Source organism: Roseofilum capinflatum BLCC-M114, assembly GCF_030068505.1.
Lineage (GTDB): Bacteria > Cyanobacteriota > Cyanobacteriia > Cyanobacteriales > Desertifilaceae > Roseofilum > Roseofilum capinflatum.
The window spans coordinates 220,558-247,083 of record NZ_JAQOSO010000055.1 but is presented as its reverse complement, the minus strand read 5'-3'; the positions used below and the strand labels follow the sequence as shown (position 1 = coordinate 247,083).

The window sequence follows — 26,526 nt, the reverse complement described above, 5'->3', positions numbered from 1 at the left end:
GTAACCCAGAGGAAAAACAAAGGACAATGACATTAAAGCTCCTTTAGAGTGTCATCTTACAACTGAGCCATGGAATTCTCCTTAAATCTCCTCCCCTGCGCCCTTAGCGATCTGATCGTTCAAGCCTATACCAAGCGCGAATTAACCCAAGCTGACCGATATGGACTGATGGCAGCGATTTTAGAGCAAAACCTGACGGAAGAAGAACAACACGCCATCGATCGCCTGATCCATTCCTATTATCGAGGACGCTTAAAACTGACGGATGAACTCTCAGTCATAGACGGAGAGTAGAAAATCCTGAATACCCATTACCCAATGGTGACAAGTTAAGACAATATGCATTTTGTCAAGTTCTAAATATAGAGTTAAATGAATTAGCTCACACTATTTATGGACTATTGCCTCTTGCCTCCCCCCTATTGCCTATTGCCTATTGCCTCTTGCCTCCCCCTCACCGACAACCTTAACGGGTTACCATTACCCATTACCAGCGCAAAGCGCGATATGATTGAGATTCAGCATAAGCAGGATATCCTTGGATGGCCAATCCTGTTCCATCACCTCTCGATCCATGATTTACCCCGATTTTTCCGAATTTAAACAGCTTGCCCAACAAGGTAATTTTATTCCCGTATGTCAGGAATGGGTTGCTGACTTAGAAACCCCGGTTTCGGCGTGGTATAAGGTTTGTGCCGATCGCCCCTACAACTTTTTGTTAGAGTCAGTCGAAGGCGGAGAAAAAATCGGTCGCTACAGTTTATTAGGCTGCGATCCTCTATGGATTTTAGAAGCAAGAGGAGATCGCACCACCCAAACCTTCCGAGATGGCACTCAAACAGAATTTCAAGGCGATCCCTTCAAGCATTTAGCCGACTGTTTAGAACCCTATCATCCCGTCAAACTGCCCCAACTGCCTCCTGGAATTGGGGGGTTATTTGGGTTTTGGGGCTATGAGCTGATTCGTTGGATCGAACCGACAGTTCCCGTCCATGAAGGGGAAAAGACGGATCTACCCGATGGCATTTGGATGCAGGTGGATCATCTGTTGATTTTCGATCAGGTGAAGCGCAAGATTTGGGCGATCGCCTATGTAGATGTGCGCGATCCGAAGACTAAATTGAAAAAAGCTTATAAGAACGGGTGCGATCGCATCAAATCCCTCGTCAAGAAACTCAACAAACCCCTCTCGCGCAAACATCTTTCCCTAGAATGGACACCCCCCAACCGGATTAACCCAGATTCTACCCTCTCCTACAACAGCAACATTACCCCAGAAGCCTTCTGTAGCAACGTCAAAGCCGCCCAAGACTATATTTTGGCTGGCGATATCTTTCAAGTCGTCCTCTCCCAGCGTCTGAGTACCGCCTATAAGGGTAAACCCTTTGACCTCTATCGCTCCCTGAGACTGATTAACCCCTCGCCTTACATGGCCTACTTTAACTTTGGCTCCTGGCAACTGATCGGCTCTTCTCCAGAAGTGATGGTCAAAGCCGAAAAAGACCCCAGTGGCACAACCCTCGCCACTGTCCGACCCATTGCCGGAACCCGTCCCCGTGGTGCTACCCCAGAAGAAGACGAAGCTTTAGCCACCGAACTCTTACAAGATCCCAAAGAAATCGCCGAGCATGTGATGTTAGTGGATTTAGGGCGCAATGATTTGGGCAGAGTCTGTAAAAGTGGCACAGTCAACGTTGATGAACTGATGGTCATTGAGCGCTATTCCCACGTCATGCATATTGTTAGCAATGTCGTCGGGGAACTGGGGAAAGACCACACAGCCTGGGATTTACTCAAAGCCTGTTTTCCCGCCGGAACCGTCAGTGGGGCCCCAAAAATTCGCGCCATGGAGATTATTCACGAACTTGAAGGCGATCGGCGCGGCCCGTACTCTGGTGTATACGGATACTACGACTTTGAAGGACAACTTAACAGCGCCATTACCATTAGAACCATGGTCGTACAGGATCAAACCTTATCCGTTCAAGCCGGAGCCGGTCTAGTCGCCGACTCTGTGCCCCAGAACGAATACCAAGAAACCCTCAATAAAGCCAAAGGCTTGTTACAAGCCATTCAATGCTTGCATCCTTAAGATTGCCCTAGAAGCCGAACAGCAAAAACTGTGATCTTAACTACGGACTGGAGGGGTGAAGTATAAGGAATTAGAAAATCAAATCACCGATCTGATTCAAATTGTTGATTAAATTTTGCTTGCAATTTGTCCAAAATCCCGTAATATCAAGAAGGAAGACAAGCAATCTTACAAACGGTTCAGCCAATACCCTGGCTATCGTTTGTATTAATCAAGCTTATACTCATTCAACCAATCTCTGAGGAGTAACACCATGGCTACATACAAAGTCACATTAGTCACCCCTGATGGCGAAAAAGTAATAGACTGCCCTGAAGACGAAATTATTCTAGACATTGCTGAAGAACAAGGCTTTGACCTGCCTTACTCCTGCCGTGCCGGTGCTTGCTCTACCTGTGCAGGTAAAGTTGTCTCTGGTACGGTTGACCAAGAAGATCAATCCTTCCTCGATGACGATCAAATTGGAGAAGGTTGGGTTCTCACCTGTATTGCTAAACCCACATCGGATTGCACGATTGAAACCCATAAGGAAGAAGAACTGGGCTAGTTCTTTGAGATCTAGAACCCTGTAGAATACTAACCTACATGGCTCTAGGATTTGTAGCCTCAAAGAGTTTTTTTATACCCAAGAAACCCCCTAGACTCCCCAAATACCCCTTTAACCCAAAAGGTGATGGGGAATCTAGTTGGGTAGTTCATCCTCATGAGGATGTTAATTCATCCCTACCTTTAACTAGGAAAGAGCGAAATGGCAACAAAAACCTACAGCGTTCGACTGATTAACGAAGAAGAAGAACTCGACGAAATTATTGAAGTCCCCGAAGATGAATACATTTTAGTCGCAGCAGAGGATCAAGGAGTCGATCTTCCCTATTCCTGTCAAGCCGGAGCTTGCTCCACCTGTGCCGGTAAGCTCGTATTGCCAGAGAAAACCTATCCAGAAGATTTGGTAGATCAAACTGACCAGTCCTTTTTAACCGATGAGCAAATGGAAGCAGGTTATGTCCTCACCTGCGTGGCCTATGCTAAGGCAGACTGTACGATTATTACTAACCAAGAAGAAGAACTCTATTAACTCTCTAAGCCGGGTGAACTCCATTACACTCTCCCTTCACTCCCAATTAACCCTGAACTGAGCTAAGTTTGCTTTAATGGGATGAAGGTCTTAATCTCTTAAAATTTCAGTTGTGAGGAGGCTCAACCATGCCAACGATTAATGGAACCCCCGGCCCAGATTTACTCGACGGAAGTGAACAAGGGGATATCATCTCAGGTTTTCAAGGTAATGATACCCTAAATGGACGAGGGTTTAATGATCTGATCTTGGGTCATCAAGATAATGATTTGATCGATGGTGGGCCAGGTAAAGATACCCTATTTGGGGGCCAAGACAGCGATACCATCTTTGGCCGCACAGAAGCCGATGAAATCTCAGGCGACTTTGGAGATGATTTCCTGGCTGGAGGCGATGGTATTGATTTAATCCTGGGAGGGCCGGGTAACGATCAGATCTCTGGCGGAACATTTAATGATTTGCTCTTTGGGGGAACGGGTGTAGATGCCATTGATGGGAATGGAGGTAACGATCTCATTTATGGCGGCCAAGATGATGATTATCTGGTCGGTAGTGAAGGAAATGATAGTCTATTCGGAGATTTAGGCAACGATACGATTGAAGGCCGAGATGGCTTAGAAAGTATCCGAGGGGGTCAAGGAATTGATTTTCTCTTTGGCGGGAATGATAGCGATACTATTTTTGGAGATAATGATGATGATGTAGTCGTCGGCGAAGCCGGTGCTGATAGTCTCCTGGGTGGTAATGGTGCAGATTTTGTGGCTGGCGGTACGGAAAATGATACCCTGCTGGGAAATCCAGGTGATGATTCCCTGTTTGGGGGACAAAATGAAGATCAGATTGAAGGGGGAGATGGAAATGATTTTCTGTCTGGCGATCGCGGCGATGATACCCTACAAGGCAATGCCGGTAATGATGCCCTAGCTGGAGATGCCGATAATACCGTAGCCGGTAATGATTTCCTCTTTGGGGGTACGGGCGCTGATATTATGCTCGGTGGTGCAGGACGAGATACCTTTGCGATCGCTCCCGACTCCGGTAGTTTCCAGATCTCCGGTGCAGATATTGTTACCGACTTCTTTGTTGATGCAGACGTAAACAAAGAAGACAAAATCGGCTTAGGCGGTGGACTCACTTTTAGCGATCTGTTTATCACCCAAGGAACCGGAGACAATGCCAATGATGTGGTCATTCGTCAGATTATTAACGCAGGTGGGGAAACCGGCCCCGTCCTCGGTGATTATTTAATGGTCTTGCAAAACGTCAATGTTGCTCTGATTAACGAAACAGATTTTGTCACCGTTGAACTGCCAACGCCCACCCCAACGCCCACTCCCACCCCAACGCCGACTCCTACTCCGACTCCCACCCCAACCCCAACCCCCGGCACTCAGCCCCCCACTGCACCTCAATTAGTCGGCGGAGAAGTTCTGACCGTCAGTAATTCGAGTACAAACGGAACCCAACCCGGAACAGCGATTGGACAAATTCAATCCTCCGATAATGACGGCATTCAATCCTATGAAATTTCCCGCGTTACCGGAGGTGCTTCTAGCACGAACTTTAGTATTGATGCCAATGGGAATATCACCCTCAATAGCGCTCCTGGCGGCAATGGGCCCTTTGGCTTGGTGGTACGTGCAACCAATACTGGAGGCAGAGTTTCTGACGAAGCCACGATTAATGTCTATAGCACTGTAGGCGCGGCCAGAACGGATCAAATTCTCACCAATAATCAGGATGATAGCTTCCCGACTCCCGGTGTATCGGGTCAAGATACGATCATCGTTGCTCCGGGTATATACAATGAAACCAGCTTGAGTATCACTCAGGATACCACTCTGCGCTTGACGAGTCCTCCTGATAATACCGGACGGGGTATTGCCCGACTGACCGCACCGGCCGTTCCCACTCCAATTACCGGGAGTTTAGTCGCCGGTACAGTCCTACCGGAGAGTTTCCGAGGCAGTAGCTCTAGCGACTTGTTCTTTGGAGGACAAGGCCCCGATACGCTTAATGGAGTGTCCGGACAAGATTATTATGTGTATAGCTTCCTAGATGAAGGCACGGATGTTATCCAAGGCTTTGGCAGCAGTAGTGTGATTTTGATTAATGCTGATACCTTTGGGGCTGGTCTGACGGCAGGACAGTTGTCAGAAGGACGCTTGTTCTTATCGAATTCTGCCTTTAACCCGGCTAATCCGCCATCGGCCTATGAGAATGCTGAAAATGGTGACCAGTTCCGCTTTATTTACGATTCCCAAGGCAACTTGTTCTTTGATAATAATGGTTCGGCGGCTGGCGGTATTTTGAATAATCAACCCCTAGCGGTTCTGAATGCTCCGGGTCGTCCCTCGGTGGGTAGCTTTAGTAATACCAATATTTTTGTGTATTAATCTCCAATCCTTATTGGGTTAGACCAGAACAGTAGGGTGGGCAGGGTCTGTTTGTTGAATTTGAATGATATCATGTCCGTTTGAATAGTTGTCATTGCGACCGCAGGGAAGCATTCGCGCTTTACGTTTCACGCAAGCTTCGCTTTCATGTCCGCGAAGCGGAAACGCGCAAGCTTCGCTTTTCATGTCCGCGAAGCGGAAACGCCGAGTTTACCGGGATAAGGGAGATTGCTTCATTCCACTTCGTTCCATTCGCGCTTCGCGCAAGCTTCGCTAACGCAATGACTTACTATAACTGATCCAACGGACTTGATATGATGTGGCTTATTCTCCTGCCCACCCTATGATGATGGGTAATTATAGTGGTTTAATTGGACTTGATATCACTCTTAAGAAATAATCAACCTAAAATAGAATAGAAACCACAAGATAACATAGGCAGTATTGACCACAAGCATCAAAATTTTACCGACCCAAGACTGAACAAAAGACCAGCAATAAAGGGTTCCTCCTATGACTAAAAGGATTTCTATGGCAGAAACCCAGACTCCATAATGGGCAGGATTCCAATAGGAGAACGGACTGATGAAGCGATAGTTGCTGAAGGGGAAGAAATGGCGGTGAGCATCGTCATGATGGACGGGTAAATCGAGGAGAGAGTGACCGATTAAACCGAGGGAAAAGACTTGTAAGGGCTGCCAATTGAGCCAATAGCCAATCAGGAGGGCAATGGCAGCTAGGGGGATGGAATGAAACAGGGCGATCGCCGTTTGCCACCCTTCGCCATAATAAGCTTCTGACCAAATGGTTGATTCAGGGAGCTTTTGGATCAGTTTTGCCCAACCGTAAAATAGGAAAATGGGCACGTCTGGCACAATTCCAGATAATACAATTAACAGGTTGTACTCTGGAACATTGCCTTTTCCCAAGGCGGTCAAGTTTAAGATGGCATGACTGGGGGTATTCACGATCGCAAATGGGATGGACTTCTAACGGATGGAAAATTCCAAAGACCGCACCTTAGATTCTAAGGATCTGACCTGGGATTCTAGCTGGCGCACTTGTTGATGGAGCTGGCGCACTTCTTGGGATAACATTTGCACATCAGGAGAGCGCGGATTCGGATTAATGGGTTCGGGTGGGTCAGATTGACCGAAACTGGGAAAGGATAGCACACCTAAAATAACAGCCATCACAACTAATAAACTGATGAGAAAGGAATGGGGTTTCATGATAGTCCAGGTAATAGAAGATTATAGTGTAAAAAATGATTTTCCTATTACCTATTCCCCATTACCTATTACCGTAGATTGAATTTGCTCGGAAAACCAAGACGCAACAGCTCCATTACTGGCTTCTTGTAAACGGCTCAGGGACTGTTCTAGAAGATCGATGGGTAAACCGGATAATGCCTGAGATCGATCGCATTCTTTATATCGGTTATTTTCTTGTAACTGAAAGGCAAACACTCGTCGTCCAATGACATCAATCACCCAATATTCAGGAATGCCTAAAGAGGCATATAAGTGCTTTTTCTCATCTAAATCACTCGATAGGGTGATCTCTGAAATCTCGCCGACTAAATCGGGAACTCGCCAGCGATCTAAATCAATATAGCGTCTTTCGCCAGGATGCCAAGTGGGATAATTTTCGCCGATATAGAGAACCAGATCGGGTGCAGCCGAGCTTTGGTTGGCTTTTTCGAGCAAGCAGCCGCCAAAAGAGCTAAAGGTTTGTTTTTGCTTCTGATTGAACCAGAGCAGAAAGAGCATGGTAAATAGATCGCCGATGCTAGAGTGATTAATTCCTTCTGAACCCATTTCGACTAAGAGTTTATTTTGGTAGTAGTATAACTTGATCCGTTCCGGGCGATCGCTATCCCGCCAGGCTTGATAGTTGTCCCAACTAGAGGGTTCCCACAGTTGCAAGGGCAGTTCATTTTGGGTAGGCTCGCAGAGCAAGGAAGTCATAGGATTTAGAGGTAATAACTTCTAATATGATAATTAGGGAATCGGGAATAGGGAATGGGCGATCGCATTTGCTTGGACAACTCTTGCCCTGCTTACCCTGCGATCGCTATAATTAAATTAGAGTAGTGCAATTAATTTTAATCTCCTCTGTCGATAAGTTTGCAAATACGGTCTATGAATCCGGTACTTTCGCCTACGATTCGCAATATGGCAGCCGCTCCAACCGAGGCCCCTGAAAAGTCGGGCCAGGTTATCCGTAAGCCTTATCCGAATTACAAAGTCATTGTCCTCAATGATGATGTGAATACGTTTCAGCATGTCCATGATTGTCTGGTGAAGTATATTCCAGGCATGACGAGTGATTTGGCTTGGGAGCTAACCAATCAAGTCCACTATGAGGGACAAGCCACGGTTTGGGTTGGCCCCCAGGAACCGGCTGAATTGTATCATCAGCAGTTGAGTCGGGCCGGTTTAACCATGGCTCCTTTGGAAAAGGCTTGAGGGATGGGGAGCAACGAGCGTGGGTAAGAAGAAGAAAAAGAAGGTACAACGCTCTGAGGCTCCCTCGAAGTCTGGTGAATCTTCGGGCCGTCTGGTGTGGAATCATTCGACCCATTTAGAGGGGTTGATTCCGATTTTGGAGGAGTTGACAACCTATGAGGGGGTGTCTACGGTGACTCCAGGGGTGATTGGTCGGGTGAAAAGCCATATGCCCCATATGAAGTTGAAGGTTTCGGTTCCGATTCGGGGCGGGTTTAAGCTGATTGCTCGGCAGGGGAAGACGGTGCAAGAGGTGTTTATTGTGACGAGCTTATCGAAGACAGATTTGGAGGAGGCGATCGCCACAATTTTATGTTCTTAAGTTTAGGATAAACCGAAGATGACTAAACCTCCTATTCTCAATCTAGAAGAAAGTTACACCTTTAGCCGATATGCTGAACTGACCTTTGACCCTGAAGATATTCTGGCAGAGCTGGGTTTTGGTTTAGAGAAGGCTGCCCTTGCACTTCCAAAATTTTCTGGCCATTTAGACTGTAAAGCATTGAAAGAAAGATTGGAGCAAGATTTGCTCTGCGTGGATCTGACGAGTGAAATTGCTCGTCGAGAGGTGTTGATTGCGCCAACCTTACTAGAGGTTTGCCGTTTATCTGGGTCGAAGCTAAAAATCGAGTATCCGGTGATGGTGAATAATTTTTTGAAAGGAACCCTTGATTATTTGCTAATCTCTCGGACTCATTTATTAGTGGTGGAAGCGAACAATGCAGATATGCCTAGAGGAATGACTCAGTTGGCGGTTGAACTCATTGCCATGGATAGCTGGACAAATCTAGAGGTTCCCTGCCTTTATGGTGCGGTGGCGACGGGGGATATTTGGAAGTTTGCTGTTTTGCAACGGAAGCAACAGTGTATTCATGCGGATATTAATCTCTATCGGGTTCCCGCAGATTTAGACAGTTTATTGCGGATGCTCCTGGGAATTATGCAAGAAGTCTAGTTGGCTGTTTCATCTGATATCAAGTCCGGTTTCCGCAAGCGGACATGAAAATTTGTTAAGAAGCGGGCAAGATGCCCGCACTCCTCGAATTCTTTGATATGACTGGAGTGGGAGCATCTTGCTCCCTGGATTTTTAATTAGGGTATTTCCGCTTCGCGGACATGAATAAGCGAACTTGATATGATTGGGTGTTTTAGGAGTGCGTAGCGAGCGAGACGTTTGTCCTGCGGACACGCTACGCACTCCTATTTTGGCGGTCTCTCGAAAAAGGGGGTTGACTTAAAATTCAATAAAAGATATAGTGATGATGTTGATGAAAATATCAAGTCTGTGAGGACTACGGTAATGACTCCCACATCATCGAGTAAAAGTCAGTTAATGCAAGCGTTCGAGAAGATCGTCAATGAAAGAAAATCCCCCAATGTGCGGGTGGAGACGAAGGAACAAGAGGCGCAACGGGAACAGAATCAGCAAGTTGTGGCTAAGGTTTCAGGTTATAGCCGCGATCGCCTAGTTACAGGATTAGCCACACTCCAGTTAGACTTAGGGGATACCATCGAGCAGTTAACCGAGAAGCTCTCTACAGAAACGGATAAGCTCAAGGAAATCAATCAGGCTATTTCAGTTAAACAGGAGCAATTACAAGACCTGAAAAATCTCCGTGTCGTCGCTGATGCTCTGCATCTTTTGACTCAAGAGCATAACGCCAAAGTGAACACCTTTGAGGCTCAAATCACCAGCCAGGAAGAAGAATTACAAAAGCAACAGGACTCGGTGCGGAAAGCCTGGTTAAAAGAACAACAAGAATATGAAAGCGCTCTAGCGGAAAAAACGGAACAAATTAACCGCGATCGCCAGCGTCAAGAAACCGACTATCAATATGAACTAGAGCGCGTGCGTCAAATGGACTCAGACGACTACGAAGAGCGCAAACGGCAACTCGAACACGAACTTCACCAACGTCAACAACACCTCGAAAAAGACTGGCAACAGCGAGAAAAAGTCCTCAGCGCTCAAGAAGCTGAATACACCGAATCTTGCCAAAAAATTGCCGGTTACGAAGAAGAACTCAAACAAGCTTATACAAAAGCCAAAGAAGAAGCCATTCAAGACGCTAACCGTGAAGGCAAAGTTAAATCTGACTTGTTAGAAAAAGAATGGACAGGTATTCAACAGGGATACGAATTGCAAGTGCAATCCTTAGAAAAAACCATCGAACGGCAAACCGAAGAAATCACCGCCCTTTCCGAACAACTGCAAGCTGCTGTGAATCAAGCCAAAGAATTAGCAATGCGAGCTTTTTCCAGTTCTGGTAATCAATAATTTTCCCCTCATCCCCCAGCCCCTTCTCCCGCAGGAGAAGGGGGGAAGAAGTCCCTCTCCTGTGGGAGAGGGATATAGGGAGAGGGCACAACTTCCCCTCATCCCCCAGCCCCTTCTCCCGCAGGAGAAGGGGGGAAGAAGTCCCTCTCCTGTGGGAGAGGGATATAGGGAGAGGGCACAATTTCCACCCACGTATTGATAAATTTTCACCATGGCCAAAAAACCCACAAATCGCAATACCAAAGCCGAAATTCTCGAAGCTTATCAAGAATTGCTACAAGAGAAAAAAGAGCTAGAAAAGCAAGCATCGCAAACCCCACAACCACAACAACCCCTCGTGAAACCTACCCCTGTCATTGAACATCCCAGTGCCCAAAACTCAGTTAATCGAGTGACCGATCGAGTTTCTGAGCCTATGAAAAAAGTCTTGCAAGACTTAGGGAAAATTCAAGCTACGTTTGGTGGAGCCTTAAATGAACTCTCCGAAAAACTGTTAAAAGAAGCCAGTCAACTGGAAGCTGTTGAAGAACAGGTAAACTTAGAACAGGAGCAATTGCAACAGTTATATGATTTAGAAGTTTCCGAGACGACTTTAGATGAGTTGATCGAGCAATATCAAACCCAGGCGAAAACCTTTGAGCGGGAATGGGAGGAACAGCGAGAAACCCTAGAGCAGCGTTTAGCCGAAGCGCGGCAAGTGTGGCAAAAAGAGCAGCAAACCCATCAACGGGAAATTCAAGAGCGCAACCAAGCCACCCAGACGCAACAAACTAGGGACGCAGAGACTTATAACTATAACTTGCAACTGCAACGCAAATTGGATGAAGAAGCCTACCAACAAGGGCGAGAGCAGTTAGAGCAAGAGCTGGTGGAGTTACGGGAAACCCAAGAGCAAGCTTGGCAAGAGCGGGAAGAGGCGATCGCCGAACGGGAAAAAGCCTATACTGAAGCCAAAGCTAAAGTCGAAGCCTTTCCGCAAGAATTGGAACAGAACATTAAACGCGGTAAAGAAAACGGTCGCAATATTGGCCAGTATCAAGTTAAGGTTAAAGCCGATCTTCGCGCTCAAGAAATCGAAAGCCAGAAGAAAATCTATGAATTGCGCTTACAAGGCTTATCCGAAACTATCCAGAATCAAGAAAGCCGGATTCAGAATCTCTCCAAACAATTAGATTCTGCCTTGAAACAGGTACAAGATTTAGCCGTGAAAGCCATTGAAGGAACATCGAGCAGTAAATCTTCTGAGGCTCTAAAAGAAATTGCCCTAGAACAAGCCAAGCAAATGAAGGGCAAATAATATCAATTAAAAATTAGAAATTCAAAATCAAAAATGGGGATCAGTCTTACGATGATTAGCAATCATCACAGTTAATCCAACTTGATATGACCCCTGATGATTACAGATTTGGGAGTAGTTTGGGAATTGCAGATTTGCGGGTGGATGCAAAGCAATTCCCAATTTTTTTTTATAGCGCTAGTCGCTGCTTATACAGCCCAAGGCGCTGTTATAGCGCTTTGCGCTGTATAGGTGGACAGTAGGAAAAGATCCCCCCTGCTTTTTAAGGGGGATTTTCCGCAAGCGGACATGAAAGGGGGATCAAAATGTCCCACATAACAGCGAAAACTGCTGTATGAGGGACGCTACCTGTCTATTTACCGAGATCATCGATCTTGCAGAGAGTTCGGTTGGATTACCAGCGATCGCCGCTTTTCGGTTAAAGTAATATGTGATTTCAACAAATCGCACTAACGTAGGTGAACAATTCAATCACGGATGGACAAGGATTTAGACCCTAGTGTACAACCCTGGGAACAGGAACTGAATGACACTCTAGAGCGCATACACACCTTAGCCGCTCTGCATCAAGAGGATTCAGTGACCTTACTGGCTATTCTACGCCGTCTCGAACAGATGCATCATCATATTCGAGAAACTTGGTTCCAAGAGTCTCTTCCCGATAACCGTCAAACCTTGTATGCCCTTCTGCGGGATATGGAAACGGAAGGAGGATGGCCCTATATTAGTCGAATGCAATTACAGGCCATTCTCAAAGTTTGGTTTCAAGCCGAGGTGAAGCGTAATTTACCAGAATCCTTAGAGTCGGAGCGTCTTGATGACCCATAATGATTTAAATGATTTAATTTTCGATTGCTAATGAAAATCACTCACTTAAATGACTTACCCCAAGAAGGCGTTTCTCACAATCAGAATATCCGTAAGCAAGTGATGTTACGCCTGGGAGAACTCCCCCATTTAACCAATTTTTCCCAAGCTCGGTTTCCTCCTGGAGCAGTCGCCAATGGTCATGCTCATCCAGATATGTGTGAGGTGTTTTTTATTGAATCCGGCACAGGAAGCATTACAGTCAATAACGAGGACTATGCTCTTTCTCCAGGCACTTGTATCGCCATTGATGTCGGTGAAGTTCATGAACTTTGCAATACAGGTTCAACAGAATTAGTGGTGACCTATTTTGGCTTACGAGTTCCCCTCAGAAGTCATCCGTAAGGAGTAGATAAGATTCAGAAGGAAATCAAGCAGTTGAAGGCACACCTCGATCGCTCCATTCCGGGATTTACCATTGAGTTCGAGTAAGCAGAGATTACCTTAGATGACTCTAGCCATTTAAGTCTTGAGATATATTTGTATATTAACCAATCCATGTAACCAACAGGAGACTATGCCAATGAAATCCTTCCTTACCCTGTCTGCTGTGCTACTGAGCTTAGTGAGCTTACCCAAAGTGGCGCTAGGACACGCAGTAGAAACCGATTTTCAGAGTATGTCCGATCGCCTGGAAATCCAATCGATGTTTAGTACCGGTGAAGCTTTTGAAGGTGCGCCGGTGGTTGTTTATGCCCCGAATGACCCCACCACACCCTGGTTAGAAACCACAACCGATGCTAACGGTCAATTTGTCTTTCAACCCGATCCCTCTATTCCGGGTGAGTGGTCTGTGGAAATTGGAGAAGGCGGCCATTGGGATAATATTATCGTTCCTGTTAGCGGCGAAGGAATTGAATCTGAGAACATCAGCTATCTAGAGGGACATCCTTACCATACCCACAACCGTATGGCGAATCGCTATATCCTGGCTGGTGTGGCTGGAGTGACGCTCGTTGGTGGTGTCGGTGGTAGTCTCTTACGTCGCAAGTTCAAGCGCTAATTTGCTCCCTTGGGGAATATAGCGCTACGTGCGGTAATGGGGAAGAGTGGCAACCTTGCTCTTCCTCTACCTAGTGCAAAGCGCTATATCCGTTTTTAGGGCAGCCATTGCAGAAATCAGAGTAAAATACCGGCAATACAAGCGGTCATACAACAGGCGAGAAATCCGCCGATCATGGCTCGTAAACCCAATTTTGCTAGATCGGATTGTCGAGAGGGAGCGATCGCCCCAATGCCTCCCAACTGAATGCCGATCGCCCCCAGATTAGAAAACCCACAGAGGGCATAAGTGGCGATCGCCGCCGTGCGATCGGAAACCTGTTGATTGCGAATCAACTCGCTCAAATCCACATAAGCGATAAACTCAGTCAGGATCGTCTTTTTCCCCAGTAGCTCCCCCACCACCAAACAATCTGTCCAAGGAATTCCCATCAACCAAGCCACCGGCGCAAACACCACGCCAAAAATCCCCTCTAAGGATAAAGTGGGCAAACCAATAAATCCCCCCATCCAAGCCAATACAGCATTAATAAACGCCAGAATACCCAAAAAGGCAATCAGCATCGCCGCAATATTAAGAGCCAACTTCATCCCCTCGGAAGCGCCTGTAGACAAGGCATCAATGCCATTCACATAGGTTTTCTCGATCTCAATAGACACCGTTCCCATCGTCGGAGAACTCTCCGTTTCTGGATACATGAGCTTAGAAATGGCTAACGCTGCGGGAGCAGACATCACCGACGCAGTAATCAGATGTTCCGGAGCAATCCCAAAGGAAATATAGGCGACTAAAACTCCTCCTGCTACCGTTGCAAACCCACTGGTCATGATCGCATGGAGTTCGGACATCGTAGTAGTCGAGACATAGGGTTTAATCAGCAACGGTGCTTCCGTAGAGCCGACAAAAATATTCGCGGCTGCGGTTAAGGTTTCCGATCCCGAAGTTTTCAGGGTATATTGCATCAACCGGGCGATCGCCTGCACCATGCGCGGTAAAATTCCATAGTAGTAAAGCACACTAATAAACGCGGAAAAGAAAATCACCGTCGGCAACACCCGAAAGGCAAAAATATACACCTCGTTGTTTACCAACTGGGACGAAAACACAAACTCAGACCCCACATCCGAGAATTCTAAAAAAGTCTGGATGCGATCGCCCAAAAAGCGAAAGAGCGCCAAGCCAAAGGGAACCTTGAGGATCAACACCGCCAAAACAAACTGTAAACCCAACCCCATAGCAACCACCCGCCAGCGCACCGCCGCACGGTTCACAGAGATCCCATAGGCAAAGGCGACAAAACAACCGAGTCCCAATAGGGAAATAATACGTTCCATCATTAAAATCATGCACTTGATTGAGTAAAGGAAATATCCAATTTACACAGAAGTGGGTCTACCCGCTTATTGTATTTAATCCAAATTTGGAGGAGATCGAGCAATGGATCGACTAGAACACTACCGTAGTATTATTCGTACCGTTTTAGCCGAACATCTGGAATGGTCGAAATCCAGGGATATCGACGAAACCATAGCTATTTGTGACGAAGAAACCGACAACTATCTGCTGATGAGTGTGGGTTGGCATGGCGATCGGCGCATTCACGGTATTCTAGCTCACCTGCGTATTATTGATGGGTTAGTTCATATCGAACAGAATAATGTGGAATACTTTGCTGAAGATTTAATTGAGCAAGGCATTCCTGAAGAAGTCCTGGTTCCTGCCTTTTGCTATCCTCCAACCCAAGAGGCGATCTCTATTGCCAACGACCAGCGCGGGGGGTAAGGGCAATGACCTGATTTCTGGCGGTGCAGGTAATGATCTAGTTGCATTTAATCCTGGCTCAAAGAGATCCTTATTGCTGGTTTGAGGCGATCTTATGGCTGGCTACTACACCTGATCTTCGGTGGGTAAGAGCGCTTCAAGGGACTGAAGGAGTTCGGGAATGCTGGTTTGAATAATTTCCCAAACACGGTAGCTATTAATCTGGCGATAGTCGTGGACGCATTTATCGCGCATTCCGGCAATTTTCTTCCAGGGAATCTGGGGATTTTGGGCACGGAATTCGGGCGAAAGTTTCTTGGTAGCTTCGCCCATGACAGTGACGGAATAAATCACGGCTCTTTGGGTGATCGTGTCTGCTGCAAAGCTGGCTTCGTCCATACCCTGAACAAATTCCACCACATCTTGCCCGTACTGATAAATATCAAGCAGGTAGGAGAGATCGCGATTCATAAATCACCTGATGGTTGTTGAGAATTTCGTTGCGGCGAATCCAGTTTCGATCCTGTTTAACAGTTTCCTTTTCAACCAGATCGACTTCTCGGTGTAGCCACTCTTCTAGGTCTTGTTCTAGGCCAACAAAATCGAGCAGGCTGATTTTGCAGTCGGGGGTGAAGGTGACGAGCATATCTATATCACTATCGGGGCGAAAGTCGTCGCGTAGGATGGAGCCAAAGAGGGCAAGTTCCGTGATTTGGGCGGTTTGGCAAAACTCGGCGAGTTGGGTGGGGGTGATGCCTAAGCGATGATAGAGGGTTTCAATGTTCATGGCTCACCCAAGACAGAAATGAGATATAATGAAATGCTTGGCTAAAATCTCTAAACATATTTCTAAACCCTAAAAACGTCCCTATGAAACTGCCTATCGTTGCCATTATTGGCCGTCCCAATGTCGGTAAATCTACTCTAGTTAATCGGTTAGCCAAAAGACAAGAATCGATTGTGTTTGATGAACCAGGAATTACTCGCGATCGCACTTATCGTTACTGCTATTGGCGCGATCGCGAATTTCAGGTGGTCGATACCGGTGGCTTACTCTTCCATGATGATACCGAATTCTTGCCCCTGATTCGCGAACAAGCCTTATTAGCTCTAGCTGAATCGAGCGCCGCCATTTTCCTCGTCGATGGTCAAACTGGCCCCACCCCTGGAGATATGGAAATTGCCCGATGGCTATATCAACAATCAGTTCCCGTGTTTTTAGCGGTGAATAAATGCGAATCTCCAGACCAAGGACTGATTCAAGCGGCCCAGTTTTGGGAATTAGGCTTAGGCGAACCCTATGCCATTTCCAGCATTCATGGCAATGGAACCGGGGATCTTCTTGATGCTCTACTTCCCCACTTACCCGTGGTTGAAGACTGGGAAGAGTCCACAGAAACCAAAATCGCCATTGTTGGCCGTCCCAATGTGGGCAAATCCAGTTTACTCAATGCCTTTTTAGGGGAAAAACGGGCGATCGTTAGCCCCATTTCAGGAACGACGAGAGATGCGATTGATACCGTAGTGGAACATGAGGGAAAAACCTACCGGTTGATTGATACGGCTGGCATTCGCAAGAAAAAGAATGTGGAATATGGGCCGGAATTTTTCGGCATTAATCGCGCATTTAAGGCCATTCGGCGATCGGATGTGGTGCTGTTGGTAATTGATGCGCTTGATGGAGTCACCGAACAAGACCAGAAACTGGCCGATCGCATTGCCGAAGAAGGCCGCGCTTGTGTAATTGTGGTGAATAAATGGGATCAGGTGGAAAAAGACAGCTATACTATTTTGCACTACGAACAGCAAGTACGCGATCGCCTCTACTTCATCGACTGGTCAGAAATGATCTTCGTCAGCGCACTCACCGGCCAACGGGTTCCCAAAATTCTCAAGTTAGTCGATAATGCCGTCAGCGAACATCAGCGCCGGGTTTCCACTGCGGTTGTCAATGAAGTGCTGCAAGAAGCCATCAGTTGGCATACTCCCCCCACCAACCGCCAAGGGAAACAAGGCAAAATTTACTACGGCACGCAAGTGAGTATCCAACCGCCGAGCTTTAGTATTTTTGTCAACGATCCCAAACGGTTGGGAGAAAACTACCGCCGCTATATTGAGAAACAAATCCGCCAACAACTCGGATTTACCGGTACACCCATTCGCCTCTTTTGGCGCGGCAAAAAAGCCCGCGAACTTGAAGCAACAGGCGCGAATCGTGCCATCCGAGTTTAATGTCCTCTCCCTAGACAGCCCTTAAAGATCTCCCTAAATCTCCCTGTGCAAACGGGGGACTTAGGGAGATAAAAATGCGCCCCATAATAGCGAAAACGACTGTAATCACCCCTTGCTGCTTGCAAAACGAAGTCATACCGACTATGATTAAGAAAGATCAGACCCAGGTAACCCAGGATGATTCGGATTGCAGACATTCCCTTAAACCAGATTCGTCGTCCCCTTCCTCGGCAAACCGATCCCGCCAAGGTTGAAACCTTGATGGCATCCATTGCCGAAATCGGATTACAAGAACCCATTGATGTGCTAGAAGTCGAAGGTAACTACTATGGATTTTCCGGTTGCCATCGCTACGAAGCTCATCAACGACTGGGCAAAGAAACCATTAAATGTCGAGTGCGCCGCGCACCTCGCGCTGTATTGCAAAGACATCTCGCTTAAACCTTACTCCTCACACACTCTATGAACACCAAACTCTATGACACCCGCATCGACCTATCGACGGAAATTCGCCAACCGGTAGTCGAACTGCTCAATCAAACTCTAGCCACTACTCTAGACTTGAAAACCCAAGCCAAACAAGCCCATTGGAACGTTAAAGGCAGAGACTTCTATTTTCTGCACGAACTCTTTGATGAAATTGCCGGTGAACTGGAAGAATATGTAGACATGGTGGCAGAACGGGTTACCGCCTTGGGTGCAGTTGCCCTTGGAACTGCCCGCGTTGCTGCCGATCGCTCAATTTTAGAACCCTATCCCCTAGACATTGTGAGCGGAAAAGCCCATTTAACTGCCCTGAGCGATCGCCTTGCCCAGTATGCCAAACATTTAAGAGATGGCATTGCCAAAACTGACGATCTCGGCGATGCAGACACCGCCGATCTCTATACCGAAATTTCCCGAACCATCGATAAACGGTTGTGGTTCCTCGAAGCCCATCTTCACCCAGTAGAAGAATAGAACAACAAGCCGGGTTTCCTCAAGAAGCCCGGCTTCTGAATTAAGACCTTTCCCTGTTGACATACTCACCGTCCTAAAGGAGCGGTGATTCTTGACACTTCACTGACTGATGCTACCGTTCGCCCAGCGTCGTCGCAGGCGATAGTAGTCTTACTTGCGTCTCTGCGTCCGTTTAAAGTCTCCCAATGCCCTATGGCGACTTTTTTCTATATTCTTCGCTGCATTCTCATCTCGGTCGTGTTCAGTGCCACAACTTAAGCATCGAACCGACCGAATTTTTAGATCGAGCTTGCCCCATTTGTAGCCGCACTCAGAACAGATCTGGCTAGTCGGTTCCCATCGATTGATGATGTGAAACGCTCTGTCAAACTTCTGAGATTTTGCCTCACAGAGATCTCTAAACTCTCTCCAACCTTGCCAACTAATAGACCTCGCAAGCTGGCGATTCTTGACCATGCCTGATACGTTCAAATCCTCTAAAACAATCGTTTGGTTTTCACGAACAATCTTAGTAGATAGTTTGTGCAAGAAATCTTTGCGCGTATCTGAAATACGATGGTGTAGTTTAGCCATCTGAAGACGAGTTTTATTTCTCCGGTTTGAGCCTTTTTGCTGACGAGCTAGTTTCTTCTGAAGCTTGTGAATTTTGCGATCTGCCTTTGAGTAGTCAGGGCTGACAGCCTTAGAGCCATCAGACATTACGGCAAATGTCTTGATCCCTAAATCAATTCCGATACTTTGGTTTTTCGCATCGACATGAATGGGTTCAATCTCTACCACAAAGCTGAGAAAATAGCGGTTAGAGCAATCTTTGATAACCGTTACAGAACTTGGGTCAGACGGCAACTCTCTAGACCAAATTGGCTTTAGAGGGCCTATTTTAGCTAAAAATACTTCTTTTTCTTTGATGGAAAACGCTGCTTTTGTAAACGTTGCAGACTGATCGTATGTCTTTTTCTTAAACTTGGGTTGACCTACTTTTTTACCTTTTCGCTTTCCCTTTAAGGAATTGAAATAGTTTTTGTAGGCGGCATCTAACTGCTTAAGAGATTGCTGCAACGGAACGGATGAAACACCAGAGAGCCAGCTTCTAGTCTCAGTCTTCTTTGCCTGAGTCAACATCGCAGAAAGTTTGTTGTACCCAGGGTATTTATCGGACTTACTGAAAGCTAAAGCGTCGTTCCACACCACCCGAACACAGCCAAACAACTGAGCTAGGCTCTGTCGCTGTTGGTCGGTTGGATAGAAACGGTATTGATATCTGGCTTTCATTGTCTATGCTAGAATTGGTCTGTAATTATATTGTAACTGGGTCTACAGAAAATGACAACTAGCTTACGCAAGGAAAGACACAGTATTTCAAGTCTTAAGATTCACTTGGTCTGTGTAACTAAGTATCGTAGATCTGTGTTCACGGCTGAAAGCCTTGCAGTTATCGGAAAGTCTTTTAATGAAGTGGCTAAGAAAATGAATTTTCAGATCCTCGAATTCAATGGAGAGTCTGATCATATTCACGCGCTGATTGAGTACCCACCTAAGCTTTCTATCTCTCAGATGGTGAATGCCCTAAAAGGCGTTTCTAGCCGCCGATATGGTCAAGCTGGCTACCCTAAACCCTATGGAAAGGATGCCCTCTGGAGTCCTAGCTATTTTGTTAGCTCCATTGGAGGTGCGCCAATAGAAGTTCTAAAGCAGTACATTAGAGAACCAGAAAAGCCGTCCTAGAAGGACGGGGTTTTAGACCCATTCTTCTGATAAACTATAGACAGAATGTCAACCGTATTTCTGCTATGGATACCCAATCTTCATCTCTGAGCGCCGAACAATACCAGAAAAAAATGCAACGCCGCCAGGAGGTGCAGAAAGAGCGCGTCAGTAAAGCGGATAAGGAAAAAGGGTTAATCATCGTCCATACCGGAAATGGCAAAGGAAAAACCACTGCCGGGTTAGGGATGGTCTTACGATCGCTCGGTCAAGGGTATAAAGTGGCGATCGTGCAATTTATCAAAGGCGCATGGGAACCGGCAGAGAAAGCCGTTTTACAACCTTGGGTTCCCCAGCAACTCGAATTTAAGGCCATGGGAGAAGGCTTTACCTGGGATACTCAAGACCGCGATCGCGACATTGCCAAAGCCACAGAAGCTTGGCAACAAGCCTTAACCTATATCCAAAACCCAGAATTTCGCCTCGTATTCCTCGATGAAATTAATGTTGCCCTTAAATTGGGATATTTACAAGTTGAAGAGATTCTCACCGGTTTAACCAGCAAACCAGAAAATTCTCACGTCATTCTCACCGGAAGAGGTGCGCCAGAAGCCTTGATTGAAGCCGCAGATTTAGTCACAGAAATGAAGTTAATTAAACACCCATTCCGCGAACAAGGGGTAAAAGCACAACCAGGAATTGAGTATTAATTATTAATTAACAATTAACAATTAATAATTAACAATGGGCTGAGAGCAATTTTCCTCCTATGCCCCATTCCCTTTTGCCTTTTGCCTAATTATTGTTCTCTGCGACTTGAGGCAAACGATCGCCCAAAAAGCCCCATTGAGCGATCGCCTCATTCGTCCATAACCAATTGTGGGTTCCCAGATATAGAGGCTGAAACGCCAATGGATCGTTCTGGATGACAAACTGATAGAACTCAACCGCCTGTTCCTCTTGATTATCTTGAGCCAAAACCAAAGCTAATCCCGCATAAGCTGTTAAGGTTTCTGGGAAATTTTGGGATTTAGCGATCTCTCTTGCTTTAGAAAAATTCTTCCGAGCCTCATACCAATTTTCCTGGGCATAATAGGCAAATCCTAGAGCATTGTAATATTTTGGCTGTTGGTCATCTATTTTGATCGCAGATTGCCAATAGCGTCTGGCATCATCCACACTGAAAATTAAACTTCCCTGTTGCATGGCTTGCCAAACCAAGCGTCCCCAAATATAGTTAAATTCCGACTCATTTTGTAAGTAACGGGGAGCAGTTTCTAGGGCTTGCTGGGCATAGGAAATGACTCCATTATCACTCTCAAGCAACGTTGCCACATAGGTAATTCCCTGCTCTACATTACCTTGATTAAACGCGGCGATCGCCGAAATCACCAGAGTCTGATTGGCATTGTCTGGATTAGATCGCTCCACAGGAAGCGGAGAAGGTAGGACAATCGCAGACCTTTGCTGGAAATCGAGCCAACTCATGTAGGCTTGAAAAACAGCAAACATCAGGATAGACACCCCTCCCAAAATCCCCATACCAATTAACCAAAACCGTCCAATGGGTAATGGAAACATCCATCGCCTCTTGTCGGATAACTGTTGTTCTTCGGGGATCTCGACGGGGGCAACAGAAACCGCTTGACTGTGTGCCAAAGCTTGATTGAGGGCAATATTGGCTTGGGGATGTTCGGGATCGATATTGAGGGCTTGACGATAGAATTTAATGGCTTCTTGGATCTGTCCTTTTTCATAGAAAATACAGCCTAAATGGTAATAAGCATCAGTATAATTAGCATCATTTAATAGGGCCATCTGATGGGCATCAATCGCATCTTCTATCTGGCCTTCTTGATAAAAAATCAGTCCTAAGCGATCGTAGGCTTCCACATCTTGGGGATTCTTTTGAATTCGCTGTTGATAATAGGCTCGATCCTTCTGGACAGGAGAGTGATAAACCGGTGGAGGAGCGACAGAAGGTACAGGAACAGATGCAGCAGAGGAGGGACGATCGGGAGGTGAAAATTGTACAAATCCCAGTTGCAAATAGAGAATGGGCAGGGCAAAATAGAGCGCATCGGAACCATAGGCGGCAATTAGACCTTGGCGCGTCCGATTTAAGCTTAAATCAATGGCATATTCTCGTTTAAGATTGCGGTAGAACAATTGACTAAATGTGATCGCCACCTGATCCGGGATGCGATCGCCCATGGCCAATACACTGGGAATACCGCGTTTGAGCAAACTTTCCGCTAAACTGGTATCTCCGGTTCCTGCACTAGAACAGGAATTAAACAGGGCCATCAAAATCCCATTATTCACCAATAAACCGGCTAAATCGTCTCCATGAAGTTGTTCAGTTAAGCCACTGTGTTGATTTTTGAGATAGATTTCGCCTCCCCAGGCATTGGCTTGACTATGGCCAGAATAATGAAAGATATGATATTGTCCTTGTTCTAGGGTTCGGGTGAGTTGTTCGCGATCGGGAAAGGTGAGAATATCGAGATGGATATCTAAACCCATGCCTTCATGGTGTTGCAATTCCCCTTTTAAGCGATGCATTTCTTGATCGAGAGCTAATCCTTGTTGATCGCTGGGCGCTGAAAGCACCATCAAAATTTTTAACGGATCGACAATGGGATTGTCCTGTAACGGTCGGATTCTGGGGTTAAGATGATAGCGAGAAAAGAGAATTTCCGTATTCGTGGTGAGGGGGCGATCGCCTCCATGGAGGATTTCCCAAGGCAATTTGGCGACTAAGGGATCTTTCAAGTATAAACGCAACCGTAGGGGCTGGGTGCGATTATGGGCAATTCCTTGGGCAGTATGCCAACTTTGGGCGATCGTGCCTTGAAAGAGGGAATGGTACAAGCTTTTCCCGAAACTGACTAAATCCACCGACTCGGAGGAAATCGGAGTCGAAAACAGGGGATCGCCGATCAAATACTCCGTTAATTCTAGCCAATCGGCGATCGGCCACTCCACCTGTTCTTCCGCTAGGGGAACTCCAGGAGCGACGAATTCAGTTCGCACTAAGTAGGTTTTACGCAGGGGGAGATTTTCGCTGGCGCTTTCCCTGACATAACCGACTGGCGTGACGGACAAATGAAATTCTTGAGTCACGGCTTCACCTGCACCTTTTTCCCGATCCAGTAGACAAACTGCTGACAGATTGGCTCTGACTGTCTTTACTGGGGTTAGAGCCTTAATTCAGGGAAATTTTTAGAAGCGCAAAAACTGCTGTTGAAGCTGGAACAGTCTATGCTACTCATGGAAGGGTTAGTTTGAACGGTTTTTTAGTGCATGATGCGAATCCTATGCTTGAGTAATGGCCATGGAGAAGATGCGATCGCCACTCGCATCTTACGCCAATTCCAGACCACACCCAATCCTCCCGAATTATCGGCTCTGTCCCTGGTGGGGGAAGGTATGGCCTATCGGCACATGGATATTCCCTTAATTGGCCCAGTGAAAGCGATGCCCTCTGGGGGCTTTGTCTATATGGAAAGTCGCCAGTTAGCCAAAGATGTGAAAGCGGGAATGTTGCAGTTGATTTGGCAACAGTATGGAGCCATTCGCACCTGGGCCAAAGACGGGGGTGCAGTCTTAGCGGTTGGGGATATTGTGCCCCTCCTGTTGGCTTGGCTCAGTGGTTTACCCTATGCATTTGTGGCTACCGCTAAATCAGAATATTGGATTCAGGATGAGAACGGCCCCTTAACCGCCCGTCGTTGGTTTGGGCCGGGTTGGTCGGGTTCAGTGTATTTGCCGTGGGAGCGGTGGTTAATGGGACGCAAGCGCTGTGTGGGAGTGTTTCCTAGGGATCGGTTAACCGCCCAAACCCTGCAACAGTGGCAGCAGTTGCCGGTGTTTGATTGTGGCAATCCGATGATGGATGATGTGTTACCGATGGAGAAGGAACCGGAGGAGGAGGGCAAATCTTTAGCATTGGTTTTACTTCCCGGTTCCCGCGCTCCGGAAGCTTATGAGAATTGGCAGGTGCTGTTAACTGCGGTGGGGCAAGTGATTGGCGAACCCCAGCCGTTTAAGGGGTTGCATCGGCCAATAACGGTGTTTGGGGCGATCGCCCCCGGATTCGGCTTAGAAACCTTCGGTCAAATCCTTGAATCCTACGGCTGGCGGCGCAATGAGCCACCCGAAGGTCTCGATCTTCCCTCTCCAGAAACCCTCTGTTACACCCTTAGTAACGGCACACTCTTCTTAACCCAAAACGCCTATAGCACCTGTCTACAACAAGCCCATTTTGCCCTAGCCATGGCCGGAACCGCCACCGAGCAATTTGTCGGCCTCGGTAAACCTGCCCTCACCCTCCCCGGAAAAGGCCCCCAATTTACCCCCCAGTTTGCTCAAGTCCAAGCCCAACTCCTCGGCCCCTCTATCATGCAAGTCAAAAGTCCCCACGCCGTACCCCAAACCCTCCAAGACCTCCTACAAGACCCCGATCTCCTCCAACTCATCTATGACAATGGCCGGCGACGCATGGGCGATCCCGGTGCATCCCAAAGAATTGCCACCTGTTTCTTAGAAAAAATGGCTGCCCAGGGTAGCTAATTCTCCAGAAGTGTGCTATAGTGGTCTACAGTCAAAAATTATGGCGAGCGTAGCCAAGTGGTTAAGGCAGCGGATTGTGGTTCCGCCATTCGCGGGTTCAACTCCCGTCGTTCGCCCTCTTAAAAATTTCAGTGATAGTCATTTCGATTCAGTAGGGGAGAAACATTTTTCTCCCCTACAACTGCCTAGAGTGAAAGAAGAGGGATAGTTGGGAGAATTTAGCGATCGTCGTCGAGCTTCTCCTCTTTTGTTTCCGTGGAATAGGAAGAGGAATTTTCTGCTGCTCGTTGGGTTTGAGTGTCTCCTTTGCCATAAATTAGGCGCAAGGGAGTCAGGGAAGGAGGTGATTTTTGCGGTTCTCCGCGACGACGTTCGGAGGTGCGCTCTTCGGCGGTATTTTCGGCGATCACTTCATAGAGGATGGCTTGTTTATTTTTTTGGGAACCTTTCCGCAAGACTCGCCCTAACCGTTGAATGTATTCCCGCTTGGATGCGGTTCCAGATAGGATGATGGCAATGCGAGCATCGGGGACATCAACGCCTTCATTTAAGACATGGGAAGCGACTAGGGTTTGATATTCTCCGTGACGAAAGCGGGTGAGAATATCATGGCGTTCTTTAACGGGGGTTTGGTGGGTAATGGCGGGAATGAGGAGGGTTTGGGAAATCTGATAAACGGTGGCATTATCGGCGGTGAAAATGAGGATTTTTTCGGGATAATGTTGACTGAGGAGGTCTTGAAGAACGCGGAGTTTGCTGTCAGTGGATAGGGCGATCGCCTTTGCTTCGCGATGGGCTAACATAGCTCTACGGCCCTCAGAAGAGCGACAACTGGCACGGACAAAGAGTTGCCAGCCTTTGACAGAACCGAGGAAAATGTTAGACGATCGCAGAAATTGATTCCGTTCTTCAATTAATGCCTCATATCGGTGCTTCTCCTGTTGCGAGAGTTTCACCTTAATTTGTACCACTTCATGGTGAGCTAACGCCTTACCCGATAACTCTTGTGCCGTTTTCTGATACACGGTTTCGCCCAATAAGAAGGCTAAATCTCGGTGTCGTCCGTCTGCTCGCTCCAATGTCGCGGTTAAGCCTAATCTATAGGGAGCGATCGCATATTCAGCAATCACTCGCGTAAATTCGGTCGGTAAATGATGACACTCATCGCAGATCAGCAACCCATAGCGAGATCCCAGAGCCTCCGCATAAATCGCTGCACTGTCATAGGTAGAAATCAAAATGGGAGTGCGATCGCGAGATCCGCCCCCCAATAACCCCACCTCCACATCCGGAAACGCTGCCTGCAAATGGGCATACCATTGATGCATCAAATCTAACGTCGGCACAACAATCAACGTCGTTCGCGGCGTAATCTGCATCGCCAACTGCGCCAAATACGTCTTTCCCGCAGCCGTCGGCAGCACCACCACCCCCTGACGTTGGGCATCCCGCCAAGCTTGTAGCGCCTCCACCTGATGGGGATAGGGAGTCATTTCTAGGGCTGGGATTAATTCTACCGGATAAAATTCTTTTGCGCGATCGTCAAATACCGCCTTTTCCTCCCATAACGTTTCCAGCAACCGGCGATAATGAATAGCTAGAATACGAAACTTTTCCACCCGGTCATCCCAAGTGGCATAATCAACCCAAGTTTTTCCCCTCGGTGGAGGATGCAAAATTAATGTGCCGCGATCGTAAGTTAACTTGGGGATACGAGTCATAAAGTCACCAGTGGACAAGACAGAACCAAAGCCACATTTTTCGGTAAACTACTTC

The 26,526-nt window shown here is 47.0% G+C and carries 30 protein-coding genes and 1 tRNA gene; 22 read left to right on the top strand and 9 right to left on the bottom strand.

Translation table 11 applies throughout. The annotated features are described in order from the left end of the window. Positions 1 to 69: 69 nt before the first annotated feature. The 5 genes from PMG25_RS10695 (at position 70) to PMG25_RS10675 (ending at position 5,563) form a co-directional block, all read left to right on the top strand. On the top strand, positions 70 to 294 hold the full coding sequence (locus tag PMG25_RS10695; protein WP_283766889.1) for a hypothetical protein: 225 nt from the start codon (positions 70 to 72) through the stop codon (positions 292 to 294). A gap of 280 nt (positions 295 to 574) precedes the next feature. Further along, positions 575 to 2,092: an anthranilate synthase component I gene (gene trpE / locus PMG25_RS10690; protein ID WP_283766888.1), complete on the top strand. Its 1,518-nt coding sequence runs from the start codon at positions 575 to 577 to the stop codon at positions 2,090 to 2,092. A gap of 253 nt (positions 2,093 to 2,345) precedes the next feature. Further along, positions 2,346 to 2,639 carry a 2Fe-2S iron-sulfur cluster-binding protein gene (locus PMG25_RS10685; RefSeq protein ID WP_283766887.1) on the top strand — a complete coding sequence of 98 codons (294 nt, stop codon included), beginning with the start codon at positions 2,346 to 2,348 and terminating at the stop codon, positions 2,637 to 2,639. A gap of 201 nt (positions 2,640 to 2,840) precedes the next feature. Further along, complete coding sequence (locus PMG25_RS10680) at positions 2,841 to 3,167, top strand: 2Fe-2S iron-sulfur cluster-binding protein (protein ID WP_283766886.1); 327 nt, start codon at positions 2,841 to 2,843, stop codon at positions 3,165 to 3,167. Between the two features lie 128 nt (positions 3,168 to 3,295). Beyond that, positions 3,296 to 5,563, top strand: coding sequence for a hypothetical protein (locus PMG25_RS10675; RefSeq protein WP_283766885.1), 2,268 nt, complete (start codon positions 3,296 to 3,298; stop codon positions 5,561 to 5,563). 389 nt (positions 5,564 to 5,952) lie between these two features. Here the strand turns inward: PMG25_RS10675 and PMG25_RS10670 are convergent, their stop codons facing one another. The 3 genes from PMG25_RS10670 to PMG25_RS10660 are packed head-to-tail and all read right to left on the bottom strand — an operon-like array spanning position 5,953 to position 7,533. Continuing rightward, positions 5,953 to 6,531 (bottom strand): hypothetical protein, encoded by a 579-nt coding sequence (locus PMG25_RS10670; protein ID WP_283766884.1) that lies wholly within the window; start codon positions 6,529 to 6,531, stop codon positions 5,953 to 5,955. A 21-nt stretch (positions 6,532 to 6,552) separates the two neighbouring features. Then, on the bottom strand, positions 6,553 to 6,795 hold the full coding sequence (locus PMG25_RS10665; RefSeq protein ID WP_283766883.1) for a coiled-coil domain-containing protein: 243 nt from the start codon (positions 6,793 to 6,795) through the stop codon (positions 6,553 to 6,555). A gap of 51 nt (positions 6,796 to 6,846) precedes the next feature. Continuing rightward, on the bottom strand, positions 6,847 to 7,533 hold the full coding sequence (locus PMG25_RS10660) for a Uma2 family endonuclease (RefSeq protein ID WP_283766882.1): 687 nt from the start codon (positions 7,531 to 7,533) through the stop codon (positions 6,847 to 6,849). Between the two features lie 174 nt (positions 7,534 to 7,707). Between PMG25_RS10660 and clpS the strand changes: the two genes are divergently transcribed. The 8 genes from clpS to PMG25_RS10620 all read left to right on the top strand — a co-directional run bounded on the left by clpS (position 7,708) and on the right by PMG25_RS10620 (position 13,518). After that, positions 7,708 to 8,034, top strand: coding sequence for an ATP-dependent Clp protease adapter ClpS (gene clpS / locus PMG25_RS10655; protein WP_283766881.1), 327 nt, complete (start codon positions 7,708 to 7,710; stop codon positions 8,032 to 8,034). A gap of 91 nt (positions 8,035 to 8,125) precedes the next feature. After that, entirely contained in the window at positions 8,126 to 8,395 is a 270-nt protein-coding gene (locus PMG25_RS10650) for a DUF2103 domain-containing protein (RefSeq protein ID WP_347178810.1), read from the top strand. Between the two features lie 18 nt (positions 8,396 to 8,413). After that, a complete protein-coding gene (locus PMG25_RS10645; protein WP_283766879.1) occupies positions 8,414 to 9,028 on the top strand; it encodes a hypothetical protein in 615 nt (204 codons plus the stop codon). A 345-nt stretch (positions 9,029 to 9,373) separates the two neighbouring features. Further along, on the top strand, positions 9,374 to 10,351 hold the full coding sequence (locus PMG25_RS10640) for a coiled-coil domain-containing protein (protein ID WP_283766878.1): 978 nt from the start codon (positions 9,374 to 9,376) through the stop codon (positions 10,349 to 10,351). 211 nt (positions 10,352 to 10,562) lie between these two features. Next, positions 10,563 to 11,648: a coiled-coil domain-containing protein gene (locus PMG25_RS10635; protein ID WP_283766877.1), complete on the top strand. Its 1,086-nt coding sequence runs from the start codon at positions 10,563 to 10,565 to the stop codon at positions 11,646 to 11,648. Positions 11,649 to 12,125: 477 nt separating this feature from the next. Next, positions 12,126 to 12,476, top strand: coding sequence for a hypothetical protein (locus tag PMG25_RS10630; protein ID WP_283766876.1), 351 nt, complete (start codon positions 12,126 to 12,128; stop codon positions 12,474 to 12,476). Positions 12,477 to 12,506: 30 nt separating this feature from the next. Further along, positions 12,507 to 12,860 carry a cupin domain-containing protein gene (locus PMG25_RS10625; protein WP_283766875.1) on the top strand — a complete coding sequence of 118 codons (354 nt, stop codon included), beginning with the start codon at positions 12,507 to 12,509 and terminating at the stop codon, positions 12,858 to 12,860. 178 nt (positions 12,861 to 13,038) lie between these two features. After that, entirely contained in the window at positions 13,039 to 13,518 is a 480-nt protein-coding gene (locus PMG25_RS10620; protein WP_283766874.1) for a carboxypeptidase-like regulatory domain-containing protein, read from the top strand. Between the two features lie 116 nt (positions 13,519 to 13,634). On the opposite strand, the gene PMG25_RS10615 is transcribed toward PMG25_RS10620, so the two are convergent. Continuing rightward, positions 13,635 to 14,852 carry a NupC/NupG family nucleoside CNT transporter gene (locus PMG25_RS10615; protein ID WP_347178809.1) on the bottom strand — a complete coding sequence of 406 codons (1,218 nt, stop codon included), beginning with the start codon at positions 14,850 to 14,852 and terminating at the stop codon, positions 13,635 to 13,637. 103 nt (positions 14,853 to 14,955) lie between these two features. Between PMG25_RS10615 and PMG25_RS10610 the strand changes: the two genes are divergently transcribed. Both PMG25_RS10610 and PMG25_RS24645 read left to right on the top strand, forming a co-directional pair. Further along, complete coding sequence (locus tag PMG25_RS10610) at positions 14,956 to 15,300, top strand: element excision factor XisI family protein (protein ID WP_283766872.1); 345 nt, start codon at positions 14,956 to 14,958, stop codon at positions 15,298 to 15,300. Beyond that, positions 15,275 to 15,385 (top strand): hypothetical protein, encoded by a 111-nt coding sequence (locus PMG25_RS24645; RefSeq protein ID WP_430540957.1) that lies wholly within the window; start codon positions 15,275 to 15,277, stop codon positions 15,383 to 15,385. The genes PMG25_RS10610 and PMG25_RS24645 overlap by 26 nt, the downstream gene beginning before the upstream one ends. Before the next feature lie 20 nt (positions 15,386 to 15,405). On the opposite strand, the gene PMG25_RS10605 is transcribed toward PMG25_RS24645, so the two are convergent. Continuing rightward, positions 15,406 to 15,750 (bottom strand): HepT-like ribonuclease domain-containing protein, encoded by a 345-nt coding sequence (locus PMG25_RS10605; RefSeq protein WP_283766871.1) that lies wholly within the window; start codon positions 15,748 to 15,750, stop codon positions 15,406 to 15,408. Next, entirely contained in the window at positions 15,722 to 16,066 is a 345-nt protein-coding gene (locus PMG25_RS10600) for a nucleotidyltransferase family protein (protein ID WP_283766870.1), read from the bottom strand. The genes PMG25_RS10605 and PMG25_RS10600 overlap by 29 nt, the downstream gene beginning before the upstream one ends. Before the next feature lie 83 nt (positions 16,067 to 16,149). Here PMG25_RS10600 and der point away from each other — a divergent pair, with 83 nt between their 5' ends. The 3 genes from der (at position 16,150) to dps (ending at position 18,471) form a co-directional block, all read left to right on the top strand. Beyond that, entirely contained in the window at positions 16,150 to 17,511 is a 1,362-nt protein-coding gene (der, locus tag PMG25_RS10595; protein ID WP_283766869.1) for a ribosome biogenesis GTPase Der, read from the top strand. Positions 17,512 to 17,688: 177 nt separating this feature from the next. After that, positions 17,689 to 17,952 carry a ParB N-terminal domain-containing protein gene (locus PMG25_RS10590; RefSeq protein ID WP_283766868.1) on the top strand — a complete coding sequence of 88 codons (264 nt, stop codon included), beginning with the start codon at positions 17,689 to 17,691 and terminating at the stop codon, positions 17,950 to 17,952. A 21-nt stretch (positions 17,953 to 17,973) separates the two neighbouring features. Then, positions 17,974 to 18,471 carry a DNA starvation/stationary phase protection protein Dps gene (gene dps, locus PMG25_RS10585; RefSeq protein WP_283766867.1) on the top strand — a complete coding sequence of 166 codons (498 nt, stop codon included), beginning with the start codon at positions 17,974 to 17,976 and terminating at the stop codon, positions 18,469 to 18,471. Positions 18,472 to 18,621: 150 nt separating this feature from the next. On the opposite strand, the gene PMG25_RS10580 is transcribed toward dps, so the two are convergent. Then, the gene (locus PMG25_RS10580) at positions 18,622 to 19,743 is read right to left on the bottom strand and encodes an RNA-guided endonuclease InsQ/TnpB family protein (RefSeq protein WP_283766866.1); all 1,122 of its coding nucleotides are present in this window, start codon (positions 19,741 to 19,743) and stop codon (positions 18,622 to 18,624) included. 51 nt (positions 19,744 to 19,794) lie between these two features. On the opposite strand from PMG25_RS10580, the gene tnpA reads away from it, so the two are divergent. Both tnpA and cobO read left to right on the top strand, forming a co-directional pair. After that, positions 19,795 to 20,196: an IS200/IS605 family transposase gene (tnpA, locus tag PMG25_RS10575; protein ID WP_283766865.1), complete on the top strand. Its 402-nt coding sequence runs from the start codon at positions 19,795 to 19,797 to the stop codon at positions 20,194 to 20,196. Positions 20,197 to 20,261: 65 nt separating this feature from the next. Continuing rightward, positions 20,262 to 20,885, top strand: a complete 624-nt coding sequence (gene cobO / locus PMG25_RS10570; protein WP_283766864.1) for a cob(I)yrinic acid a,c-diamide adenosyltransferase — start codon at positions 20,262 to 20,264, stop codon at positions 20,883 to 20,885. An 85-nt stretch (positions 20,886 to 20,970) separates the two neighbouring features. Here the strand turns inward: cobO and PMG25_RS10565 are convergent, their stop codons facing one another. Beyond that, entirely contained in the window at positions 20,971 to 23,301 is a 2,331-nt protein-coding gene (locus tag PMG25_RS10565) for a tetratricopeptide repeat protein (protein ID WP_283766863.1), read from the bottom strand. Positions 23,302 to 23,481: 180 nt separating this feature from the next. On the opposite strand from PMG25_RS10565, the gene PMG25_RS10560 reads away from it, so the two are divergent. Further along, a complete protein-coding gene (locus PMG25_RS10560) occupies positions 23,482 to 24,750 on the top strand; it encodes a lipid-A-disaccharide synthase-related protein (protein ID WP_283766862.1) in 1,269 nt (422 codons plus the stop codon). Positions 24,751 to 24,793: 43 nt separating this feature from the next. Continuing rightward, positions 24,794 to 24,866: transfer RNA gene (locus tag PMG25_RS10555), tRNA-His, on the top strand. Between the two features lie 102 nt (positions 24,867 to 24,968). Here PMG25_RS10555 and PMG25_RS10550 read toward each other — a convergent pair. Continuing rightward, positions 24,969 to 26,471 (bottom strand): DEAD/DEAH box helicase, encoded by a 1,503-nt coding sequence (locus tag PMG25_RS10550; protein WP_283766861.1) that lies wholly within the window; start codon positions 26,469 to 26,471, stop codon positions 24,969 to 24,971. Positions 26,472 to 26,526 lie beyond the last annotated feature (55 nt).

Bases quoted from the DNA above. Each gene is read 5' to 3' on its own strand.
- PMG25_RS10635 (WP_283766877.1), top strand. From the start codon at position 10,563: ATGGCCAAAAAACCCACAAATCGCAATACCAAAGCCGAAATTCTCGAA.
- PMG25_RS10550 (WP_283766861.1), bottom strand. From the start codon at position 26,471: ATGACTCGTATCCCCAAGTTAACTTACGATCGCGGCACATTAATTTTG.
- PMG25_RS10630 (WP_283766876.1), top strand. From the start codon at position 12,126: ATGGACAAGGATTTAGACCCTAGTGTACAACCCTGGGAACAGGAACTG.
- PMG25_RS10680 (WP_283766886.1), top strand. From the start codon at position 2,841: ATGGCAACAAAAACCTACAGCGTTCGACTGATTAACGAAGAAGAAGAA.
- PMG25_RS10640 (WP_283766878.1), top strand. From the start codon at position 9,374: ATGACTCCCACATCATCGAGTAAAAGTCAGTTAATGCAAGCGTTCGAG.
- PMG25_RS10625 (WP_283766875.1), top strand. From the start codon at position 12,507: ATGAAAATCACTCACTTAAATGACTTACCCCAAGAAGGCGTTTCTCAC.
- PMG25_RS10600 (WP_283766870.1), bottom strand. From the start codon at position 16,066: ATGAACATTGAAACCCTCTATCATCGCTTAGGCATCACCCCCACCCAA.
- PMG25_RS10580 (WP_283766866.1), bottom strand. From the start codon at position 19,743: ATGAAAGCCAGATATCAATACCGTTTCTATCCAACCGACCAACAGCGA.
- clpS (WP_283766881.1), top strand. From the start codon at position 7,708: ATGAATCCGGTACTTTCGCCTACGATTCGCAATATGGCAGCCGCTCCA.
- PMG25_RS10675 (WP_283766885.1), top strand. From the start codon at position 3,296: ATGCCAACGATTAATGGAACCCCCGGCCCAGATTTACTCGACGGAAGT.
- PMG25_RS10660 (WP_283766882.1), bottom strand. From the start codon at position 7,533: ATGACTTCCTTGCTCTGCGAGCCTACCCAAAATGAACTGCCCTTGCAA.
- PMG25_RS10665 (WP_283766883.1), bottom strand. From the start codon at position 6,795: ATGAAACCCCATTCCTTTCTCATCAGTTTATTAGTTGTGATGGCTGTT.
- PMG25_RS10610 (WP_283766872.1), top strand. From the start codon at position 14,956: ATGGATCGACTAGAACACTACCGTAGTATTATTCGTACCGTTTTAGCC.
- dps (WP_283766867.1), top strand. From the start codon at position 17,974: ATGAACACCAAACTCTATGACACCCGCATCGACCTATCGACGGAAATT.
- PMG25_RS10560 (WP_283766862.1), top strand. From the start codon at position 23,482: ATGATGCGAATCCTATGCTTGAGTAATGGCCATGGAGAAGATGCGATC.
- trpE (WP_283766888.1), top strand. From the start codon at position 575: ATGATTTACCCCGATTTTTCCGAATTTAAACAGCTTGCCCAACAAGGT.
- tnpA (WP_283766865.1), top strand. From the start codon at position 19,795: ATGACAACTAGCTTACGCAAGGAAAGACACAGTATTTCAAGTCTTAAG.
- PMG25_RS10645 (WP_283766879.1), top strand. From the start codon at position 8,414: ATGACTAAACCTCCTATTCTCAATCTAGAAGAAAGTTACACCTTTAGC.
- PMG25_RS10620 (WP_283766874.1), top strand. From the start codon at position 13,039: ATGAAATCCTTCCTTACCCTGTCTGCTGTGCTACTGAGCTTAGTGAGC.
- PMG25_RS10615 (WP_347178809.1), bottom strand. From the start codon at position 14,852: ATGGAACGTATTATTTCCCTATTGGGACTCGGTTGTTTTGTCGCCTTT.
- cobO (WP_283766864.1), top strand. From the start codon at position 20,262: ATGGATACCCAATCTTCATCTCTGAGCGCCGAACAATACCAGAAAAAA.
- PMG25_RS10590 (WP_283766868.1), top strand. From the start codon at position 17,689: ATGATTCGGATTGCAGACATTCCCTTAAACCAGATTCGTCGTCCCCTT.
- PMG25_RS10685 (WP_283766887.1), top strand. From the start codon at position 2,346: ATGGCTACATACAAAGTCACATTAGTCACCCCTGATGGCGAAAAAGTA.
- der (WP_283766869.1), top strand. From the start codon at position 16,150: ATGAAACTGCCTATCGTTGCCATTATTGGCCGTCCCAATGTCGGTAAA.
- PMG25_RS10605 (WP_283766871.1), bottom strand. From the start codon at position 15,750: ATGAATCGCGATCTCTCCTACCTGCTTGATATTTATCAGTACGGGCAA.
- PMG25_RS10695 (WP_283766889.1), top strand. From the start codon at position 70: ATGGAATTCTCCTTAAATCTCCTCCCCTGCGCCCTTAGCGATCTGATC.